Raw genomic sequence first — 20,524 nt, 5'->3', positions numbered from 1 at the left:
CCCTCAGGCTGTCACCTTGCCGGCGCATGAGCATCAGTGTCACTCGCTCTTCGGTATTCAAGTGGCTGTAGGTCTTTTTCATCGCAACACCTTACCTCAGGTGTTGCACTTGCTCCTTGAGACCGCCCAGTTTCTGCAAAGGTTAGTTTTTATTTAGTTGATGTTACTGGTGCTAAATTGTGTTTTTTTAGCCACAAGTCAATTCTTGCCAGTGTTTCGTGCATGTAGCCACCAAAAATCATCATGTGATCCGAGCCAGAAATTTCTTCAAGGGTACTTAGATAGCTGTAACGCTGCGCAGTAACTCGTGCAATTCTGGGGGCAACGCACTTGTCCTCTAGACCAGACACCACCAAGACCGGGGAGGTTATTGCGTCAAAATTCACTCGCGCAGATCTCTTGCGATCCAAATACCAAAGCGCCATTTCAAAGTACGTAGTTCCGGACTCAGCACAGAGAGTGCCGTAATAAAGCTTCTGTATCTCTTCCGACTGACTGTTACATATCCTTTTTTTCCAGAGGTCCCAGGAGCAGGGATACATGGGCTTACGCATCAACCATTGCGGAAGGTAACGTAACCAAACAAGAATTGAGGTGGTATAGAGGTTAAACATACCGGCTGTAGGCGCTGTACCTAGAAGAATTAGACCTTTGTTAAGCCGGCGCTCAGCGACAAGCTGAGCAATGAGTCCGCCCAATGAGTGACCAACTATGATCGGAGGGCTATCCATAGCATCAACAAGTTCCAATATATCTTCTACATAATCCAACAACCCCACCTTGGCGACTTTTTGGGCATTCATCCAAGTATCTTCGCTTGGTGCACCGTGGTGTCGAAGTGATGGGGTATATACAGTGAAGCCTCGGTCTTTCAATTCAGTGGCAAAATTTCCCCAATTGCCCCCATTGCACCATGTTCCATGGATAAGAAGAATATTATGATTGCTCATGGTGTCGCCTCTCTTGTTGTTGATTGCGATTGCCAAAAAATCGCACACAACACACCGACAAGGCTTGACAAAAATGGACAAAAGCTTAACCTTTCGAGACATGAGCACAGTCCGCGCTGCTGGCATTCAAGGGTATAAGGGGTTGATGGAGACAATGGGAGTGCTTGCACCTCCGTTGCTGCTTCGCCATGGTCTTGACCCTACCGCTTTAGATGACCCAGAGGCGTTGCTGTCTCTCCAATCAGTAGTTAACCTGTTGGAGGAAAGTGCGGAGGTTACACGGTGTCCAGACTTTGGACTTCGATTAGCGGGCGGCTATGACTCGGGAATACTGGGAGTTGTTGCCCTAGTCATTCAAAACGCCCCTACTGTTAGACAAGCCATTGCCGATCTATCAAAGTATCTTCGCTTCCATAGCCCTGGGTTCGAAGTTACGCTTGATGAAAGAAGCTTGAAGTTCTCTGACTGTGTAGCGTTGCGCTTCGAAGTATGCTTGCCGGTGTTTGTCGCTCAGCGCCAAACCGTCGATGCTTGCGTCGCCTACATGTTTAAGTTTCTACGCACAATTCTCGGCGATTTATTTCGGGTTCGCGGGGTTTCTCTCCCGCACTCACCTGCTTCATTGGAAAGCAGCTACCGTAGCTTCTTCCATACGTACATCTTCTTTGAGGAGTCGTACGCGGCTCTGCACATCCCTAGAGACATACTTGACAGAAGCCTAAAGTCTATTAATCCGGCAGTGCGTAAGCTAGCCCTTGATCATCTTGGGAAAAGCTTACCCCCTGAATCATCACCACTATCCCAAAGAGTTAGGCAGGCTCTTATCCACACGCTAGGGGTTAATCGAGGCACTAAAGCAGAGATAGCAAAGCTGCTAGGCATACATCCGAGAACTTTGCAAAGACGCTTAGATCATGAGGGTGTTTCGTTCGAGCTCATCCGAGATGAGGTTTACAAAAACGCCACATTGCGTTATTTGCGAGAGACTCAAGTTCCGCTAAAACAATTAGCTGGTGCTTTGGGCTTTTCAGAGCAATCAGCCCTCACTCGTTCTTGCAAACGCTGGTTTGGGATTCCACCTTCGGAGATTCGCGCTCGACTAACACCACCTTAGCTCGCTTAGCTGAGGCGAATTACTTGGTGCCTTTACTAACCAGAGCCCATGCCCCATGCCCCATGGGCCATGTCAACAAGCTCTAGCCATTAGCGCCCTTAGTTTCATTGGCTCCTTTCGCCGGTAATCAAGGGCCACCTCAAGCACTTCCTGATCCAGGCTTCCCTCTTAGTGTTGGGCTCAGAATCTGGTTGCGCCTGAGGCTCTCTGCCCTCTTAAACGGTTTGCATCAAAGTTCGGCGGCCAAACGCGAGCCTTGGTTGATCGCGCGCTTGGCATCCAACTCGGCAGCCACATCAGCGCCGCCGACCAGGTGCACGCTCTGGCCGGCGTCGACCAGGTCGTCATGCAGCTCGCGCAGCGGGTCTTGCCCTGCGCAGACGATCACGGTGTCCACTGGTAAAACCTTGGGCTCCCTACCAGCAACGCTGATGTGCAATCCGTAATCGTCAACCTTGAGATACTCGACCGAGTTGATCATCTGCACGTTCTTGTTCTTCAGACCGGTGCGGTGGATCCAGCCGGTGGTCTTGCCCAGGCCGTCGCCAACCTTGGTTTTTTTGCGCTGCAGCAGGAATACCTCGCGAGCCGCCGGATGCACCTCGGCTTTGATTCCGGCGACACCACCGCGTGTGTTCAGGGCGGTGTCCATGCCCCACTCTTTCCAGAAGGCGTCGCGGTTCAGGCTGGTAGCTTCGCCGCTGTGGGTGATGAACTCGGAGACGTCGAAGCCGATGCCTCCTGCTCCGATCACCGCGACCTTCTGGCCGACCGGTTTGCGCTGAAGGATGGCGTCCAGATAGCTAATTACTTTGGCGTTGTCGATGCCTTCGATGGCCGGGGTGCGCGGGGCGATACCGGTGGCCAGGATGATCTCGTCGAAGCCACCCTTGGCCAGCTCCTCAGCCGAAACGCGGGTATTCAGGCGCAGGTCAACGCCTGTGGTTTCCAGCTTGCGTTTGAAGTAGCGCAGGGTCTCGAAGAACTCTTCCTTGCCCGGCACGCGTTTGGCCACGTTGAACTGGCCACCGATTTCGCTGGCCGAATCGAACAGGGTCACGCTGTGGCCACGCTCGGCGGCCACAGTAGCGGCGGACAGCCCGGCCGGGCCGGCACCGACCACGGCGATCTTCTTCACGGTGGTAGTGGGGATGTAGTTCAGCTCGATCTCGTGGCAGGCACGCGGGTTGACCAGACAACTCGTAAGCTTGCCGCTGAAAGTATGGTCGAGGCAGGCCTGATTGCAGCCGATGCAAGTGTTGATCTCGTCAGCGCGTCCGGTGGCGGCTTTGTTGACGAAGTCAGGATCGGCGAGGAGCGGACGAGCCATCGACACCATATCGGCATCACCCTCGGCTAGCACCTGTTCCGCCACTTCTGGAGTGTTAATACGGTTGGTTGTGCACAGTGGGATTTTTACCTCGCCACGCATTTTTGCAGTGACCTTGGTGAAGGCCGCTCGCGGCACCTTGGTGGCGATGGTCGGAATGCGTGCCTCGTGCCAGCCGATGCCGGTGTTGATAATGGTGGCACCGGCCTTCTCGACGGCTTTGGCCAGCAGGACGATCTCGTCCCAGGTACTGCCTCCTTCGACCAGGTCGAGCATCGATAGGCGATAGATGATGATGAAGTTCGGGCCTACCGCTTCGCGCACTCTGCGGACGATTTCCACCGGCAGGCGCATACGGTTCTCGTAGTTGCCGCCCCAGCGGTCGGTACGGTGATTGGTGTGAGCGGCAATGAACTGGTTGATGAAGTAGCCTTCCGAACCCATGATCTCGACGCCGTCGTACTCGGCCTGCTGGGCCAGCAGTGAGCAGGTGACGAAGTCCTGAATCTGCTTCTCTATTCCCTCGTCATCCAGCTCCACCGGTTTGAATGGGGTAATTGGGGCCTGTATGGCGCTCGGTGCTACAGATTTTGGGCTATAGGCATAACGGCCAGCGTGGAGAATCTGCATGCAGATTTTGCCGCCCGCCTGGTGCACCGCCCTCGTGACAATCTTGTGCTTCTCGGCTTCCTCGACGGTGGTCAGCTTGGCCGCACCGGAGTACACGCCACCCTCGACGTTCGGAGCGATCCCACCGGTTACGATGAGACCCACGCCTCCATGCGCACGCTCAGCGAAGAATGCCGCCATACGCTCGAACCCATCCGGCTTCTCTTCCAGGCCTGTGTGCATGGAGCCCATCAGCGTACGGTTCTTCAGAGTGGTGAAGCCAAGATCTAGGGGAGAAAGCAGCTTAGGATAGGTTGCAGAGCTCATTCATGGCCTCCGGCGTGGTCAAGACACAATGCGTGCGGACGATGTCGTCTGGTCAGCACTCTGTATTTAGATAATTGGATTGGAAATCTACGCAGGCGCCCCTTCCGGTCATCACCTAAGTGGCCTCAGAAAGAACCCTAAAATTCGTACGCACCGATTAGCCCATCGATACCGAGCACCGACGGTGATTAGACGCGTCGGTGTGAGCCGACAACCAGCCGCTTCAGATTGAAACGGCTGGTAGACCAGCTACTTAGCCAACCTTCACATTCATGGTGATGCGCGCGGTAAAGACCTTCACGCCAGCCTCGTCGAAGATGTCGACCGGAACCACCTTGTCGCCCGACGATTCCCAATCGACTTCGCTACCGTCAGCGATTGCATGGATAGAGGTCTTAGCTTTAGCCAGATACTCGACGGTCATGCCTTTCGGAATCCAACGAGCACCACTGGGGATGGATACCTCGGTCATCATGCCGCCGGCGAGTTCTGCAGCGTTACACAGTGCGATAGCGTGAACGGAGGCGAGATGGTTGGTGATTTCTTTGCGGAACGGCACATTCACTTCAGCGCGACCGGGAGTCAGCACGGAAATTTCCGGAGTGATGGTGCCGAAGTAGGGGGCCATTTGGCAGGCCATGTTGCTGAAGGCGGAAGCGCCAACGCTTTGGTACATGCCGAGAGTCTGGTTCATGCAGGGTGACCTCTGGTCTAGTGAATACAGGACAAAATACAGAACATAATTCTGTTCTAGAACAGTATTCTGTTTTTACCGAGCCGTCAACTGCTCGTACACGCCCTCCGTTTCACTTACCATCGCGTTTTTTGGCCGGACTGAAGAATGGAACCTGCTGATCTCCTTGAGCGCTGCTACCCTGGGCGTCGTGCCGAATCCAAACGGCAGATCCTTCGATGCGCTCTACGGTTGTTCAACGAGCACGGCATCGATGCCACTACCATCGATATCATCCGAGCCGAAAGCCAGACGAGCGTGGGATCGATCTATCACCATTTTGGGAACAAGGAAGGTGTGATAGCAGCGCTCTATATGGCGGCGCTGGACGACCAAGCGCACCTCAGAGACAGCTACGTAAGCGGTGTGGGTTCAACCCAGGATTGGGTTTACGCCTTGGTCTTTAGCTATGTGGATTGGGTAGTTGGCCAGCCGGATTGGGCGCGTTTTCAATACCAGGCCCGTTATGCAGTCGCGCAAAGTGCCTTTGGCGATCAGCTCAAAGAAGCTAATCGCGTTAGGAACGCCCAGATGAGAGATTGGTTCAGTGACCCGGCTCATCGCCGAGACTTGAAAGATCTGCCGCGCGAACTTATACCCTCGCTAATCATTGGTTCGGCTGAGAGTTACTGTCGTGCCTGGCTCTCGGGGCGGGTCAAGCAAAGCCCAGATCTCCACAGGCAGTTGCTCGCTGAGGCCGCGTGGCGGACTGTAGGACAGGCGGGTTGAAAATAGCTGTCCGCTTGCAGCACGTCTTACGCTCAACCTGTCTCTAGCGAAGTTCGCTTTTGGCCGATTCTGTTGAAAAAGTAGCTGTCGCTCCTTGTCGGCGGCAGAATCGTGCGGTCAGCGGGTAAGGGAGCAGGCAGCATGATGGGGCAGTTACCGGGAGGACAGCAGCGGCTGTTCTACTCGTTCAATCTGGAAGAACACGTCCCGCCCCAACACCTCCTGCGCAGCATCGACCAGTGCCTGGATCTCAGTGACCTGCACGCCCATCTGGCGGATTTCTATAGCCCGATCGGGCACCCCTCGAAGAAGCCAGATATCCGGGGACCTGGTGGACTACATGGCCCCAGCCTTCGCCAGTTTCCTTCGCTCAACATCAGGCTCTTGGACTCTAAATCCCAACGCCTCGCGACCGACTGATCTCCCAGGACACTCCGCTATCACGCAGGGTCGCGGCAATCTGCTGCCCGAGTCGTTGTTCGATGATGGGTTTCCACGGCACCAAGCTGAACCTCATGCCATCATCGAGCACAGCGTAGCGTCCACTGGCAAGCACAATGCTGCGGCGATAAACACCTGCCATACGCTGCCCGTCAACCACAGGTCGATACTCCAGTCCTGTTTCTGCTGCAATGTCCTTCGCAGCCTGAGCGAGTTCCCGATTGCGTAGCGTTGCCAGCAGGTTGCGCGTCAGGATCACACGCTGGCCTTGCCTCTCGGCCAGCCCCTGCTCGACCAGGAAATCGGCGCGCTGCGGCATGACCTGCTTCACCTCACCAGCAAATCCGAGGTCACCCAGCCCTCGCCCACCGCCGATCAGTTGCTGGTCGAGCCAGGTGGCGCCGATCACGCGGGCCTGCCGTTCAATCGGCAGGTGCGATTTCAGCTCCACCACCACGCCGCCCAGGCGCTGCGCGTCGTATTGCCGGCCTCGCTCCGGTAGATCGTCAGGCACCTTCCATAGCCCTTCGGCTACGCGCTCCACGATGCCGGCCCGGCGCAGAGCTTCCAGCCGGCGGAGGTGGGCCGCGACGACCTCGCGCGGATCACGTCCGTTCTTCTGCCCTTGGGCAATCGCCAGGTGATGATCTGTGCGGTACAGGCCATCGCTCGCCAGCGTGGCGATGGTGCGGTCGGCCGCGCGTATCTCGGCCGAGCCGCGCACCTCCACCACCGATCCAGCGGGGTAGTTCGCCAGTTCGTCGCGGGCGTTGAGCGCAACGTAATGGGCCCTACCGTCGATGCCGTCGATGACCAGATAGCCTCGGTCGCGCAACTCGTCGGCCAGTCCCTTGGCGGCCACGCGCCCGATCACGGCGCGCCCCTCCGCCCTCGGCTCGAACACCGCCAGCTCACGTGGCTGGCCGCTCATGGCGCGCTGGAGGGTGCGGATGATGTCGCCCCGCTCGCCCAAGGTGCGTAGAGTCTTCTCAGCGTCGGCCTGGAGGATCCAGATGCCGGGCCGAATCTCGTCGGCCAGGCCCATGCGCTGCAAGCGCTGCAGGCGGCCGATCAGCAGCAGGCGCTGGCGTTGCAGCCGGGGTTCGTTGAGGCGTTCGACATGCACTTGGCTATCGTCGCCAGCCTCGCGTTGCAGCGTGCGATCCAGGCTCGTCCAGCGCTCCTGCTCCACCTCACGCTGCAAGGTTTGCTGGATCTCCAACTCGGTATGCGGCCCTAGCCATTCGGTGGCGAGCTCGGCGGCCCGGTGGCGGAAACCGTGGGCGATGTAGTCGCCGGCGATGATTAGGTCCTTGCCGGTGTCATCGCGTCCGCGCACGACGATGTGGGTGTGCGGGTTGTCGGTGTTCCAGTGATCCACCGCCACCCAGTCCAGCCGCGTGCCCAGGTCGGCCTCCATGCGCCCCATCAGGTGCCGGGTGTAGGTACGCAGGTCGTCCAGCTCGGCACCGTCCTCCGGTGAAACGATGAAGCGGAAATGGTGCCGGTCGTCCTGGCAGCGTTCCCTGAATGTACCGAGGTCGGCATCGTTCGCCTGCGGCCCGTAGGCCCGTCCCGGTTCGCCATCTCGGCCGGCACCGTCACGCTCGATGTAGCGCAGGTGCTTGGCCAGCGACCGTGGGCTGGCCTGGCGCTGGTTGACCAGCAGGGTCTTGATGGCCACCCGGCGCGATAATGGCGTGAGCGAGGCACCCGAGAAACGCGCTACCGTGTGCCCTCGTCCCAGCCGCGAGCCGGGCCGCTGGCCGGCGTGCTGTCCCTTGCCACCGGCTAGTGCTGGGCGCCGCACAGCCGACTTGCCGCCGGCCTTGCCGACCTGCTTGAGCACCTTGGACACGAAGCACTTGTCGCGGTTTTTCGGCGCGCTGGGGCGCACGCGGAAATCGTCACCGCGTCGTTCGGTCATGACTGCTCCCTCGGTAAGCCAGGGCGTGTCCTGGCGTGTGAAGCACGCGGGCATGCCAGCATCGGCGCGCGTTGCGCGCCGTATACGGCACGGCGACGAAGCCGCGCCGTGCCGCTCCTCCCCCACGTGCAGACTGGTGTTGCAGGCACCCAGGTGCCGCCCCCTTTTGTCTTGCCTTCCGCTTTTGCCTGTTGCATGCGCTCCAGGCGTCGTCGGCTAGGCGGCTCGGTGTTGCTCTCAGCTCGCCCACCGTCTAACTCGGTGGCGACCACCAGCCGTGCGCGCTCGAGGCAAGACACCTGCACGCTGGACGGCTGCGCCGGAGATCGTGCGAAGCACGGTGCGAATGCACCCGCGCGGCATGCGCAATCACGTGGTGACAGCCAACAGCACGACACCTCGGACGGTGCGACGCAGTGCAGCGTGCCGACGCCCATCAGCGGCTTGCCTCCAGCCAGATCGGATGCGCAACGCCGAGCACGGCGGATGCGCCAACCGGGCCGAAATAGCGACTGTCGAATGACGCCGAATTGGTCGTGCTCAGCAGGAACAGCTCCCCAGGACGAAGCCGGCGACAGTCCGACCAGACCTTCAATGACCGCCCCAGCCGGTCGGTACGAAGTGCGGCGGCCACCGGCACGCCGTCGATGCGCACCCCCCCGTCAGCGACGCACACCACTTGCGGCGACACCGCGCCTACGCGCTTGAGCAGTGGGACGTCTATCGGCAGGTAGCCGCGCTGCGCGGCAAGTACGGCGACGGCGTCCGGTAGCCGGATCAGTACGATGCTGCCAACCAGCGACGAGTCGATCCGCTGCCCTGCTGGATCAACGCGATACCATCCGACCGGGACGCTGTCCGAAGCGTTGTAGATAACTCGAGCATCGGGCTGCACGAAGGACGCCAAGGCGAGCGCACCAAGGCCGCAGGCGGACAGCCCCGCCAGAACGAGGCGAGCACGCCGGCGCGAGCGAGGACGTGGGGCGCTCATGGCAGTACCCTCCCCGTCAGCCAGGCTGCATGCCGCTCGGCCGTGTACGCTGGCAGCGGTAGGCGCGCGGCGAGCCGGTTGCCCAACGTGCGCCAGTACGCGGGCGAGACGACGGCCGGCGCGATGTCCAGGGCTTCGATGGCATCGATCTGGGAAAGCACGGCGCGCACGGCGGGCTTGCCCTCGGCGTGCAGCAGCAGTCGCGCACCCGGCAGCACGCCGGGGATGCGCTGTGCCGCGTCCAGCGGCGTGCAAGCCTGCATCACCATGAGCTGCCAGCGGATCGTGCCGTAGTCGTTGGCCTGCCAGCAGATGCGACAGAAGACGGCACCCGGCAGGAACATCGCGACACGTCGCCAATGGTCCAGGCGGGTGATCCGCGCCGGCTCGCCGAAGCGCAGGTAGAGCTTGATGCGCTGCTCCACGTAGGCGAGCGAGACACGGGTCAGTTGCGCGGCATCGGTCTGGCCAGGGAGCACCATGTGCGACGACAGCGGCGCAGGCATGACTACCGAAGGCTGGGTATTCATGGGATTTTCTCCGGAAACTCTCGCTCCAGCAGCACGCGTAGCAGATCGGCGACCGTCACCCCCTGGGTGAACGCCGAGACCTTGATGCGGGCACGCATGGCAGGCGTGATGTCGAGGGTCAGGCGCGCGGTATAGAGGTCGCCTTTCTGCAGATCAGTTGCGTCGCCCTGGCGAACCCAGGCCTCCGCGTACGGGCTCGCCTGTGGGCGCGTACCGATGGCCGTGCGTTTGCCGCGCTCGGTGGTCATGCCGTCCACCGCAGCAACTCGTCGACCAGCGCGGTGATCTCGCACGCGGCGGCGCTGTCCGGTGCCGTCTCGCGGGCTAGCCGTCCGGCGGCCACGCTGTCGGCGAAGACGATGCGCTGGCGCACCTCGGCGCTCAGCGCCGGCAACGGCTGCTCGGCCAGGGCCTGACGCGCTTCGCGACCGATGATGGTGGTGCTGACGCGTCGGTTGATGACGAAGGCCGCGCGCAACGCGGGGCGGAACACTTGCGCCTCACGGATCAGCGCGACCATTTCAGCGCTGGCCCACAGGTCGTAGGGACTGGGTTGCACAGGAATAATCACGCGCTCGGCCGCCAGCAGTGCGGAGCGTGCCAGGGCGGCAATGCGTGGTGGCCCATCGATGACCACATGATCGGCGCGACGCGCCAGTTCAGGCGCCTCCTGGTGCAGGGTTTCGCGGGCCAGGCCCACGACACTGAACAACCTCGGCAGCCCCTGTTGAGCGCGCCGTTGCGTCCAGTCCAGTGCAGAGCACTGCGGATCGGCATCCAGCAGGATGACATGCTGGCCTCGCATCGCCAGCTCACCGGCGATGTGGGTGGCGAGAGTGGTCTTGCCAACGCCGCCTTTCTGGTTGAGTAAGGCGATGATCATGGCGCGGCCCTCCCTGCGGAGAAACCGACCTGGCCGTGCCGTTTTGCGGTTGCCCACCGAAACGGCGCGCTTCTATAAAAAGTTAGAGCTTTTAAGTTAGAGAAGTTAAGGGAGCCTGGAGCCAGCGCAGGCTCTGGCTTCCAGGCTATTTCGCACGCCTGATAGCACGATAGGGACACGCCCGATAGCACGATACCCCTTACGCCTGATAGCACGAGCCCGTCCACAGGTTTTCCCGCAGTTACCCCCGTGCCGTGGGCGACACGGGGCGGAAGGTCAGCAACTCCGTGCTGGCCTCCGGTATGCGCTCGATGCCGAGCACATAACCGGGCAGCGACTGCCGCGCCACCAAGGTACGCAGGTCGCAGGCGAAGTCGCAGAACCTCGCCGAGCTGCCCGACTTGCGGTGCAGGTGGCGGAAGTCGAACTGCCAGCCGTCCGGCTGCTTTCCACCATGCTTGCGCACCAGGCGGTACAGCCAGCGCTCGATGCCACCAGTGAGCCGGAAGTACGCTGGGTCGATGGTCAGCACCAGGGCGGCGTCCAGCACGCCCGCGTAGAACCAGTCCGGCAGGATCAGCTCGATGCCCAGCGGCGTGCCACGGGCATCGGCCAACTCCTTCCACTCGTTGATCCAGGAGAAGCGGTGTAGGCGCCGTCCTGTCGTCTCGCGAATCGACGTGGCCACCGTGGTCGACTGCAGTCGATCCAGGGCGGCCTTGAGGCGCTGGTAGTCGCGCAGCGATACCCCGCGCCCGATAAAGCGCAGGATCTCGTAGGGCGTGGCGCGCATCAGGCGCGATGGGTGCAGGCCCGCATCGCGCGCCGCGACGATCTGGCTGGCCGCCCAGATCAGCACGTCGGCATCCCAGATCGTGGCGATGCCGTGCTCCTGCGTACCCTCCACGCGCACCGTGACAGCAGCGTTGCGAAAGTCGATCGGCGTCGTGCGCCGCGACTTGGCCAGCGAGAAGAATGGGTAGGCCATCAGATCCTGACTGTCGCGCGGTGCCATGTCGCCCGGTAAAGCGCGGAACAGGTCGAGCTGCTCCCGCTCCAGCATGGGCCCGGTCATGGCGGTGACCACAGTCGCGCCGCCGATCAGCGCGCACGGCTGTCGGCCGAGTGCTGCTCGGCGTACTCGGGATCGGACGTGGCCTCGAAGCTGTGCTGGTCTGCCCAGGCATCGAGGTCGGCGACAGCGTACATGACGCGCCGGCCGAACTTGCGAAAGCGCGGACCACCGCCGATCACTCGCTGCTTCTCCAGCGTGCGCGGCGACAGGCGCAGGTAGACGGCCGCCTCGTCATTGGTCAGGTAGCGCTGCGGCTGGGCAGTGACTGCGGGTTGCAGGGACTTAGGGTGGGTGACAGCAGGTCGCACGGGAGCAGGTCGCATGAGGTGAGCCTCCATCGTTCAGGACTGCCCGGCCACACCAGCGCAGCCGGATGGAGGCAGTCTCAGAAAGGCTTGGCGGTCTGCTCAGGGTCGTTTTGCGGACTGCGCCGAACGGCCCTCCCCGCACTCGTCGAGTTGTGCCAGACGGCGATAGCCGCCGAGCATCAGCGTCCGACCGCGGCGCACCAGACGACGCACCTTCGAGCGCAGGCCACCGTCGGCGTGCCAGCCGCCGGTGACCATGGCTGCCCCAAACAGCCCCACAGCCACCTCGCGCAAGGACGCCCCCGCCAGGGTGGCATCAAGCGCTTGAAGGGTATGCAGCTCCAGCAGCACGGCTGGGCTGGGGCGGCACAGGGTCGCCGCAAACGGTGCGGCATCAGCGGCTACAGCCAGCTTGTCCAGCTCGGCCGCGAGAACGCAGTAATGTGTGCAGGGCCTGGCGCAGGCCCGCACGGCGTGGACATAGGCCATGCCCTGCTCCAGGTCGGGCGCAACGGCTAGCCGCAGGCAGCAACACGGCCAACGCGCCATCAGCAGCAGGCGCCGGCCATCATGGATCAGGCCTTTGCTGCCAGAGATGCGCCAGAAGTCGAATGCCGCGGAGTCGGGCATGGGATCGACATCGGGATAGAGGTGAATCAGCTCCGGGGGATCCGGGAACCAGGCCGGCTGCGCATCGCGCGCATCCAGGTCAGGATCCTCCAGCAGACGTAGCCCCCAGTGTTGCGCCGCCTCGGGGCGACGTTGCCGGTTATGCCAGTCGCGACGGTACTCAGGATTGCGCCGCAGGTACTCCCAGGCCAGGGCTAGATCGTCCAGGTGCAAAACATAGAGGTAGGCCGCAGCGGGATACCACTGCTCGTGATCGACCATACGGCAACCTCCCTTTGCACATGGGGCAGTCACCACGGATCGCAACGCGAGGCAGCAGATGGAAACACGTCAAACGGTAGCATCAAGACCGATTGACTCCGAAGTGTTGCGCAGCTCATCCGAATGCGACAGCGCCACCGACCATCAATGGTGCGGCACAGGGCATATCCTGCTGGCTTGAGCGGTAGGAATCCTGACCGATTTGGTCAGGCTGGCAGGGCCTAGCAGAAATAATGCCGATTGAGACCGAAGCGGTCTGAATTCGGATCGCTCAGTCGATGATTGAGCCGTTTCGCTGCGCCAGCTGGGTGTATTGAGCCAGCGTACGCGTCGCCTGGAAGTGCAGGTCGCGCATGACCGGGCGCTTGAGCGGCCCAACGATGGACGCCAGCTCGGACAGTTTCACGAAGCCCAGCGCCGGCATCCCGATACCCACGTCGCACAGACCATAGGCCGTGTCCTCATCGGCAGGGTCGAGCGCGGCCAGCAGCCAGGTCGCGTGTGCATCGGGGGTGAACAGGCGCACCACCGGGCGCTGGTCGATGGCATGGCCTGCAACCCGAGCGCGGCCGTTCACTAGCAGTTGCTCGCGCTCCGTGTCGGTGATGAGCAGCCGGGTCATGGCCGTATGCCAACCGGTGTCGATGCACGAATGTGCTTTTGTCCGGAAGCGCCAATCCGCCGATGCGGATTTGTGCATCTGATCAGAAACACAGATCCGCATGCAGGCAAATCCGTGAAGGCGCCAAGGCGTGGAAGCGGCATTGTGCAAATCGGGAAAGACACGGAGACGCCTCTGCGGTTCTGATGAAATCCGCCGATGCGGGTTTCCGTAAAAGCACGAAAGCGGCGGAAATACCGCGCAATGAGTTAAAGATAACGTGGTTTTGATTCTCCCTCGGTCGGACGCTTCTGTCCATGCAGAAGCGATCCGTTCAGCCCGGCCGACCGACCGGCTCCACCACCTTCGATGCCGAGCTGGCGCAAGCCTTCGGCGCAGCGGTGCGCGCGCTGCGAATGGAGCGTGGCATCGCGCAGGAGTCGCTGGCGAACCTGGCCGGCATCGAGCGCTCGCACATGGGCAAGGTCGAGCGCGGCGAACACATGCCCACGCTGGCGATCATCTTCAAGATCGCCAGTGCGCTCGATTGCAGTACAGCAGTGCTGATGGCTGCGACGGAAAGCCAGCTCGCTACTTCCAGGGCGTAGGCCCGCACCAGCCCCCCGCCGCAACGGGCGGGGCATCGAGGTGGCCGTCAGGCCGCCGACTTGCTGCGCGACCAGATCAGGTTATGTGTACCGTCCTCCTCAATCAGCCGGGCGTAGATCGTCGCCGGGAACGAAGGATCGTCGAGGGTCACGGACAGGTAGGGCCGCTCGGCCTGGCTGACTTTCTTCCAGGCCGCGCCGATGTCGTAGCCGCCGGCCGCCTGGATGCGGTAGTCGGGGACGTTCTCGCTGTTCCTGTCGTTGAGGACGAACTTGACCTTGACGTTGAGCGTCAGGGTGCGAACTGTGCCGGTGAAGCCGTCGTTCTGAGCGGTGAAGGTGCCGATGTTGGCTATGATGATTTCTCCTTGCGGGGTAACCAAGGTCGCGCCATCGCGTCCTTGTTGTGATCCGGCAGGCGGAGGACGGGCTGGCCGTACCGCGCAGCGGCCGCAACAGCGTGGAGGACCGGGAGGTGCACAGAATTTGTGGGCGAGGAATCCGCGCAGCGGAGGGGAAATTGTTTGCGCCGGACGGTTGCAGCCATGAAGCCCGAGGCGAAGCCGGGCCACCGCCAGGATTCACGACAAGCCGAGGACGCACCGGGCCGAACTTCCCCGACAAGGAGACAGGGCCGACTCGGTCTCTCCGCATGACGGCTCCACCGGCCTGCACCCTGACGCGGACAAGGCCAACACCCCGACGACGGGCGAGAACGCCCTTACCGCGTCCAGTGGCAACAGGCTTTAGGGGTGGGCTGGCAGGGGCTTAGAAAGGCCTAGCGGCCTGTCCGCGGCCATCCTTCAAGACCTGGAGCGGCGAACCGCCAGAGTCGAGGACGGTGCTCCCCCATGCACAACCTGTCGCATCAAGTCGGAACATAGCACCCAACGCCTTACTGTCCAAAGCTGCCATTCGTAAATGAACATGAACTAGTGGCGATCAGTCTGAAAATAACTTCGCTATAAGAAGTGGCACCTGACTATTTACCAGAAGCATACCGACGACCAGCTGCATCAAGCCCCGCCAGGGCGAAGTGGTACAGGTGATCAACAATTTCCTCACGGGGCATCTTGCTAATTTCCTGAATCGGGCCGGGTATACCGCGTCGACCGATCAGCAGCATCAGGCAGGGTGCAACTACGCTGAGCAGGCAGCGCAGCAAGGCCGGGGCGCCCATGGGAATGCCGGTGATTTCCGCGACGATGGTCATTGCCAGGGACACCTTTATCGGAACTTCCGATTGCATCAGCACCTGGAGGTGAGAAGAGGGCGCGAGGATTTCTGCGGCCAGCACGGTGAGGTGCCAGCTGTCAGCACCATCAGTTGATTTGGGCACCAATTGTTCAAGCAGGCTTCTGAGTTTTCCCGCTACCGGTAGATCGCTCTCTGCGATTTGCTGCAGCGCAGTGACGTCCAGCAGGCGGCGGTGCGCTTCCACCAGCACGGCCTGGTAGAGGCCGTCACGCCCGCCAAAGTGGTAATTGATGGAGGCCAGATCCACTTCAGCCAGAGCCGCAATGGCCTTGCTGGTGGTTTCGGCAAACCCTGCCGTACCAAACAGTGCCCCAGCCGCTTCCAGTATCCGCGTGCGGGTGACTTCGCCATCTGCACGAGCAGCGCGGGGAATTTTGCTCATTTAGCCTATTTCCATCGAACAACACCGAGGTCGATGATTTTGCTTGAGCTATAGTTTAAATTCAATTTAATCTATGGGTCGTTAGACGACTTCGTCGCCCCTTCACCTCGTGGAAACAGCCCATGAAGAAACTGCCCATCATCCTCGTGACCCTAGCCACCGTGGCGCTCGCATTCTGGGCAGGGCTGCAGTTCAGCTCCGGAAAAAAGGACGACACGTTGGTGCTGCATGGCAACGTCGATATCCGCCAGATTTCGCTGGCCTTCGATGGCAACGGCCGTATCGCCACGCTCAAAGTTGATGAGGGCGAGAGTGTGCATCAGGGCGATGTGTTGGCCGTTCTCGACACGCGCACGCTTGAGCTGCAAGCCGAGCAAGCGCAGGCGAAAATTGAGGTGCAACAACAAAATCTGAAGTTGCTGCGCAGCGGTTCACGGCCGCAGGAAATCGCCCAGGCGCGCAGTCGCACGGCCGCTGCACAAGCCGATGCAACACGCGCTGCGCAAGACCTGGCACGCCTGCAAGGCATCGCCGACACCACCAAAGGCCGCGGCGTCAGTACACAAGACTTGGACCGAGCCAAGAGCAGCGTACAGGTGGCCAGGGCCACCGTAGCTGAACGCCAAGAAGCCCAGCGCTTGACCGAGATAGGCCCCCGCCAGGAAGAATTGGCCGGTGCCGAGGCTCAGCTCAAGGCATCGCAAGCGCAACTCGCGCTGTTGCAACACCAAGTCGACCAAGGCCAACTCATGGCGCCCGCCGATGCCGTGGTGCGTTCGCGGTTGCTGGAGCCGGGCGACATGGCCACCCCGCAACGTCCCGTCCTGGCGTTGGCATTAACTCAGCCCAAGTGGGTGCGCGTGTACGTTAATGAGCCGGACCTGGGTCGCGTCAAACCTGGCATGAGCGCAAACGTATTTACCGATGCCGCCCCCGACCGGGCCATTGCCGGCACCGTGGGCTATATCTCCTCCGTGGCCGAGTTCACCCCCAAGGCAGTCCAGACCGAAGAGCTGCGTACCAGCCTGGTGTATGAAGTGCGCGTGCTGGTTAAAGACCCTGACAATTCGCTGCGCCTGGGCCAACCGGCGACGGTGCAGTTGGCAGCCGGCGCCGCGCAATGACCGACGCAGTCATCACCGTTGCGGCCGAGGGCTTACGCAAAACCTTCGAGGCGCCGGGCGGCGGCCCCCTGCATGCCGTCAATGAGATTGCCATGACCGTGCGCGCCGGTGAGCTGACGGCCTTAGTCGGGCCCGATGGTGCGGGCAAAACCACCCTGCTACGCATGATGGCGGGGCTGTTAAAACCCGATGCCGGCAGCCTACAAGTGCTTGGCATCGATGTGACGGCGCAGCCACAAGCCGCGCAAGACCGCATTAGCTACATGCCCCAGCGTTTTGGCCTGTATGAAGATTTGAGCGTGCAGGAAAACCTCAACCTGTACGCCGATTTGCATGGCGTGCCGCAGGAGGTTCGCCGCGAGCGTTTCGCCCGCATGCTGGCAATGACCGACCTCACGCGGTTTACCGATCGCCCGGCTGGCAAACTGTCTGGCGGCATGAAGCAAAAGCTCGGCCTGGCCTGCACCTTGGTGCGCTCACCCGATCTGCTGTTACTGGACGAGCCGAGCGTGGGCGTCGACCCCTTGTCGCGCCGCGACCTGTGGAAAATCGTGCAGCAACTGGTGGATGACGAGAACCTCAGCGTAATTGTCAGTACCGCGTACATGGATGAGGCCGAACGCTGCGCCAATGTATTTGTGATGCACCAAGGCAGGCTGCTGGCCGAGGGTACGCCGGCGGCTCTGACGCAAAAGGCCCATGGCTTGACCTACGTGGCGACACCACCGCCGAACGCGCCGGCTCGGGACCTGCAGGCGCGGTTGATCGATGCCCGTGAGCTAATTATCGATGCCGTGCCCAAGGGCGGCGCCGTACGTTTTATTCGCCAGCCAGACGTCGACAGCCCCGCGCTGGAAACACTGCTCGAAGGCATTGAATACCAGCCGCGCGAAGCCGAACTCGAAGACACGTTCATGATGATGCTGCGCAAGCATCACGAGGATGAGCAGGCCGCACCGGCACCTGAAGCTGCGAGCGTGGATGAAAGCGCTGGGGTAAACAATGCCCTCGAAGGAACCGACGGCAAACCCGCCATCGAGGTGCACGACCTGGTGCGCAAATTTGGCGACTTCACAGCGGTTGCCAGCACGTCGTTTGAAGTGGCACGCGGCGAGATATTTGGTTTGCTGGGCCCCAATGGCGCAGGCAAAACCACTACCTTTCGCATGCTCTGCGGCCTCCTTCCCGCCACCAGCGGCCAACTAGAAGTGGCCGGGTTGAACCTGCGCAACGCCCGAGCCCAAGCCCGTGCGCGCATCGGCTACGTGTCACAAAAATTCGCGCTGTACGGCAACCTTACGGTGCTGGAAAACCTTGAGTTTTTTGGTGGCGCGTACGGCCTGCGCGGCCAGGCGCTGGAGCGGCGTATAGCGGCCACAATTGAGCAATTCGGGCTGAAACCCAAAGCCGTCAGTGAGCTGCTGCCGGGCGGTTACAAGCAGCGTCTGGCCATGGCCACCGGCCTGCTACATGAGCCGGAAATCCTCTTTCTCGACGAGCCTACCAGCGGCATCGACCCCCTCGCCCGGCGTGCGATCTGGCGCACCATCACCGCGCTTGCCCAGAGCGGCGTCACCATCATTATCACCACTCACTTTATGGAAGAGGCCGAGTACTGCGACCGCATCGCCATTCAGGATGCCGGCAAGATGCTCGCGCTCGGCACCCCAAGCGAAGTGCGCGAGCAGGCCGGGGACGCTGCCGGCGCCGACATGAACAGCGCGTTTATCGCCATCGTTGAACAAGGCCGTGCTGCCAGCCGCCCCGCAACCGAGGGAGCCGGCGCATGAGCAAACGCGCATTGGGTTTCAGCAGTCGTTTCACGGCGCTGTTACGCAAAGAAGTGCGGCAACTGCTGCGCGATAAAAGCAATCTGGCGGTGGGGTTGCTGTTGCCGTTAGCGCTGATTCTGCTGTTCGGTTACGGCCTGTCGTTCAACGTGGAAAACGCGCCGGTCGCGCTGGTGCTGGAAGACCACTCGGTAACGGCCCGTGATGTGGTGGCCGGGATGGAAGGCTCGAACTACCTAGAGCCGGTGTGGGTGGCCAACATGCCCGAGGCTGAGCGGTTGCTGCAGGCCGGTGAAGTAGACGGCATTGTGCGCATCCCCCTGGATTTTTCCAGGCGTTTGGCGGCCGGCGATGCACGCATTCAACTGATGCTGAATGGCGTCGACTCCACGTCCGCGTCGATCATCGAAGGCTACGTCAGCGGCGCCATTGGCGGTTGGGCACAACAGCAGGCCGACCGCAGCGGCAACAAACCGGCGGCCGGCGGCAGCGTGGAAGTGGTGCAGCGCATGTGGTTTAACGAGACCGGCGAAAGCCGCTGGTACTTGGTGCCTGGTTTGATCGTGCTGGTGTTGACGCTGATTGGTGCATTCTTGACCTCGTTGTTGATCGCCCGCGAATGGGAGCGCGGCACCTTGGAGTCGCTGTTCGTTACCCCTGTGCGGCCGCTGGAGTTAGTGCTATCCAAGCTGGCGCCGTACCTGGTGATTGGCGCTATCGATCTGGTGATGTGTTTGCTGGCCTCGTCCTTTCTGTTCGAGGTGCCGATGCGAGGCTCGCTACTCATTATCGTGCTGGCGTCGATGTTGTACTTGGCGGTTTCGCTGCTGCTGGGCTTGTACATTTCCGGCGCCACGCGCAACCAGTTTCAGGCCAGCCAGATGGCACTGCTAACCAGCTTTATGCCGGCCATGATGCTGTCCGGCTTTGTTTTCGACCTGCGCAACGTGCCGGTGGTGATTCAAGTGATTAGCCAACTGCTGCCCGCGACGCACTTTATGGCCTTGATCAAAACCTTGTTTCTGGCTGGTGACCACTTTCCCACCATTATGCGCAGCAGCGCCGTTCTCTGCCTGTACGCGGTGGTGCTGACGTGGGCCACCACCCGCACCTTGCGCAAAACGCTGGAGTGACGCCATGACTTCGTTTTTAGCCAGCCTGGCGCAGATCGGCGCCCTAGTGCGCAAGGAGCTCCTTGCGCTGATCAAGGAACCTGTCAGCCGCGTGGTGCTGATCGGGCCCGCGCTGATTCAGGCGTTGCTGTTCGGCTACGGCGCCACATACGACCTCAACAGCGCGCCATATGCGGTGCTCGATCAAAGTCATGGGCAGGCCTCCAGGGAGTTGTTGGCGCGGTTGGACGGCACCGGCGTGTTCAAACGTGCGGCCACGCTGACCACCCCGGCGCAGATCGCCACGGTGATAGACGACGGCAAGGCGCTGATGGTGCTGAGCATTCCGTCCGACTTCCAGCAGCGCTTGGCGAATCAGCAACGCGCGCCGCTGCAGGTGATTCTGGACGGTCGCAACTCGTCTTCCGCCGGCCTGGCCGGCGGCTATGTCGGCTCCATCGTGGCTGATTACAACGCCTCACTGGGCGGGGGCGCGCAGGGAATTCGTATCGAGCGCCGCGCTTGGTTCAACCCCAACCTGGAGTCCCGCTGGAACCTGATGCCGGCGCTGATAGCTTCGTTGAGCATGTTGCAGACGCTGCTGCTGGCCGCGCTGTCGGTGGCCCGTGAGCGCGAGCAGGGCACCTTCGACCAGTTGCTGGTCACCCCGCTAACGCCGATGCAGATCCTGATTGGCAAGGCGGTGCCAGCCGTGGGGATCGGGTTGCTGCAATCGACGATTATTTTTCTGGTCATCCGCTTCTGGTTTGACGTGCCCATGACCGGCTCCGTGGCCTTGCTCTACCTGGGGC

The 20,524-nt window shown here is 61.3% G+C and carries 21 protein-coding genes and 1 pseudogene; 8 read left to right on the top strand and 14 right to left on the bottom strand.

Translation table 11 applies throughout. The features are described 5' to 3' along the window. Window positions 1–149: 149 nt before the first annotated feature. Entirely contained in the window at window positions 150–950 is an 801-nt protein-coding gene (locus GIW04_RS14500) for an alpha/beta hydrolase (protein WP_236270596.1), read from the bottom strand. Between the two features lie 13 nt (window positions 951–963). On the opposite strand from GIW04_RS14500, the gene GIW04_RS14495 reads away from it, so the two are divergent. After that, window positions 964–2,064 carry an AraC family transcriptional regulator gene (locus tag GIW04_RS14495; RefSeq protein ID WP_236270595.1) on the top strand — a complete coding sequence of 367 codons (1,101 nt, stop codon included), beginning with the start codon at window positions 964–966 and terminating at the stop codon, window positions 2,062–2,064. Between the two features lie 229 nt (window positions 2,065–2,293). On the opposite strand, the gene GIW04_RS14490 is transcribed toward GIW04_RS14495, so the two are convergent. Together GIW04_RS14490 and GIW04_RS14485 are read right to left on the bottom strand one after the other, a co-directional pair. Further along, entirely contained in the window at window positions 2,294–4,330 is a 2,037-nt protein-coding gene (locus GIW04_RS14490) for an NADPH-dependent 2,4-dienoyl-CoA reductase (protein WP_236301357.1), read from the bottom strand. 253 nt (window positions 4,331–4,583) lie between these two features. Beyond that, window positions 4,584–5,024 (bottom strand): hotdog fold domain-containing protein, encoded by a 441-nt coding sequence (locus GIW04_RS14485; RefSeq protein ID WP_236269765.1) that lies wholly within the window; start codon window positions 5,022–5,024, stop codon window positions 4,584–4,586. Window positions 5,025–5,171: 147 nt separating this feature from the next. Here GIW04_RS14485 and GIW04_RS14480 point away from each other — a divergent pair, with 147 nt between their 5' ends. Beyond that, entirely contained in the window at window positions 5,172–5,792 is a 621-nt protein-coding gene (locus tag GIW04_RS14480; RefSeq protein WP_236269766.1) for a TetR/AcrR family transcriptional regulator, read from the top strand. Window positions 5,793–5,933: 141 nt separating this feature from the next. Then, a pseudogene (locus GIW04_RS14475) lies at window positions 5,934–6,113 on the top strand (IS5/IS1182 family transposase); the annotation flags it as partial. Window positions 6,114–6,183: 70 nt separating this feature from the next. Here GIW04_RS14475 and GIW04_RS14470 read toward each other — a convergent pair. The 9 genes from GIW04_RS14470 to GIW04_RS14430 form a co-directional block, all read right to left on the bottom strand. Continuing rightward, the gene (locus GIW04_RS14470; RefSeq protein ID WP_236269767.1) at window positions 6,184–8,160 is read right to left on the bottom strand and encodes a relaxase/mobilization nuclease and DUF3363 domain-containing protein; all 1,977 of its coding nucleotides are present in this window, start codon (window positions 8,158–8,160) and stop codon (window positions 6,184–6,186) included. 436 nt (window positions 8,161–8,596) lie between these two features. Continuing rightward, complete coding sequence (locus tag GIW04_RS14465; RefSeq protein WP_236269768.1) at window positions 8,597–9,151, bottom strand: S26 family signal peptidase; 555 nt, start codon at window positions 9,149–9,151, stop codon at window positions 8,597–8,599. Further along, window positions 9,148–9,657 (bottom strand): DUF2840 domain-containing protein, encoded by a 510-nt coding sequence (locus GIW04_RS14460; RefSeq protein ID WP_236269787.1) that lies wholly within the window; start codon window positions 9,655–9,657, stop codon window positions 9,148–9,150. The genes GIW04_RS14465 and GIW04_RS14460 overlap by 4 nt, the downstream gene beginning before the upstream one ends. A 20-nt stretch (window positions 9,658–9,677) precedes the next feature. Further along, window positions 9,678–9,929, bottom strand: coding sequence for a chromosome partitioning protein ParB (locus tag GIW04_RS14455; protein WP_236269769.1), 252 nt, complete (start codon window positions 9,927–9,929; stop codon window positions 9,678–9,680). After that, window positions 9,926–10,564, bottom strand: a complete 639-nt coding sequence (parA, locus tag GIW04_RS14450) for a ParA family partition ATPase (RefSeq protein WP_236269770.1) — start codon at window positions 10,562–10,564, stop codon at window positions 9,926–9,928. The genes GIW04_RS14455 and parA overlap by 4 nt, the downstream gene beginning before the upstream one ends. Window positions 10,565–10,805: 241 nt before the next feature. Further along, the gene (locus GIW04_RS14445; protein ID WP_236269771.1) at window positions 10,806–11,639 is read right to left on the bottom strand and encodes a replication initiator protein A; all 834 of its coding nucleotides are present in this window, start codon (window positions 11,637–11,639) and stop codon (window positions 10,806–10,808) included. Between the two features lie 26 nt (window positions 11,640–11,665). Further along, window positions 11,666–11,962 carry a helix-turn-helix domain-containing protein gene (locus tag GIW04_RS14440; RefSeq protein WP_023446503.1) on the bottom strand — a complete coding sequence of 99 codons (297 nt, stop codon included), beginning with the start codon at window positions 11,960–11,962 and terminating at the stop codon, window positions 11,666–11,668. 84 nt (window positions 11,963–12,046) lie between these two features. Beyond that, window positions 12,047–12,838 carry a DUF2285 domain-containing protein gene (locus tag GIW04_RS14435; protein ID WP_023446504.1) on the bottom strand — a complete coding sequence of 264 codons (792 nt, stop codon included), beginning with the start codon at window positions 12,836–12,838 and terminating at the stop codon, window positions 12,047–12,049. A gap of 271 nt (window positions 12,839–13,109) precedes the next feature. Then, on the bottom strand, window positions 13,110–13,460 hold the full coding sequence (locus tag GIW04_RS14430) for a DUF2958 domain-containing protein (protein WP_023446505.1): 351 nt from the start codon (window positions 13,458–13,460) through the stop codon (window positions 13,110–13,112). Between the two features lie 296 nt (window positions 13,461–13,756). On the opposite strand from GIW04_RS14430, the gene GIW04_RS14425 reads away from it, so the two are divergent. Then, window positions 13,757–14,047, top strand: coding sequence for a helix-turn-helix domain-containing protein (locus GIW04_RS14425; protein WP_023446506.1), 291 nt, complete (start codon window positions 13,757–13,759; stop codon window positions 14,045–14,047). 47 nt (window positions 14,048–14,094) lie between these two features. Here GIW04_RS14425 and GIW04_RS14420 read toward each other — a convergent pair whose 3' ends face one another. Together GIW04_RS14420 and GIW04_RS14415 are read right to left on the bottom strand one after the other, a co-directional pair. Beyond that, a complete protein-coding gene (locus tag GIW04_RS14420) occupies window positions 14,095–14,403 on the bottom strand; it encodes a DUF736 domain-containing protein (RefSeq protein ID WP_031298204.1) in 309 nt (102 codons plus the stop codon). A 626-nt stretch (window positions 14,404–15,029) separates the two neighbouring features. Beyond that, a complete protein-coding gene (locus GIW04_RS14415; RefSeq protein ID WP_023446508.1) occupies window positions 15,030–15,686 on the bottom strand; it encodes a TetR/AcrR family transcriptional regulator in 657 nt (218 codons plus the stop codon). A 122-nt stretch (window positions 15,687–15,808) separates the two neighbouring features. Here GIW04_RS14415 and GIW04_RS14410 point away from each other — a divergent pair, with 122 nt between their 5' ends. From GIW04_RS14410 to GIW04_RS14395, 4 genes are all read left to right on the top strand, one after another. After that, the gene (locus GIW04_RS14410) at window positions 15,809–16,810 is read left to right on the top strand and encodes an HlyD family efflux transporter periplasmic adaptor subunit (protein ID WP_023446509.1); all 1,002 of its coding nucleotides are present in this window, start codon (window positions 15,809–15,811) and stop codon (window positions 16,808–16,810) included. Then, window positions 16,807–18,600 carry an ATP-binding cassette domain-containing protein gene (locus tag GIW04_RS14405; RefSeq protein ID WP_236269772.1) on the top strand — a complete coding sequence of 598 codons (1,794 nt, stop codon included), beginning with the start codon at window positions 16,807–16,809 and terminating at the stop codon, window positions 18,598–18,600. Before GIW04_RS14410 ends, GIW04_RS14405 begins: the two co-directional genes overlap by 4 nt. Further along, on the top strand, window positions 18,597–19,733 hold the full coding sequence (locus GIW04_RS14400; RefSeq protein WP_023446511.1) for an ABC transporter permease: 1,137 nt from the start codon (window positions 18,597–18,599) through the stop codon (window positions 19,731–19,733). The genes GIW04_RS14405 and GIW04_RS14400 overlap by 4 nt, the downstream gene beginning before the upstream one ends. A 4-nt stretch (window positions 19,734–19,737) precedes the next feature. Further along, the coding region (locus GIW04_RS14395; protein ID WP_236479022.1) for an ABC transporter permease at window positions 19,738–20,524 on the top strand (787 nt) is incomplete at its 3' end.

The organism is Pseudomonas sp. PA-4-8C, assembly GCF_021606625.1.
Taxonomy (GTDB): Bacteria; Pseudomonadota; Gammaproteobacteria; order Pseudomonadales; family Pseudomonadaceae; genus Aquipseudomonas; species Aquipseudomonas lactis.
Note: the sequence above shows the minus strand (reverse complement) of the source record. Positions and strands in the feature narration are given on the sequence as shown.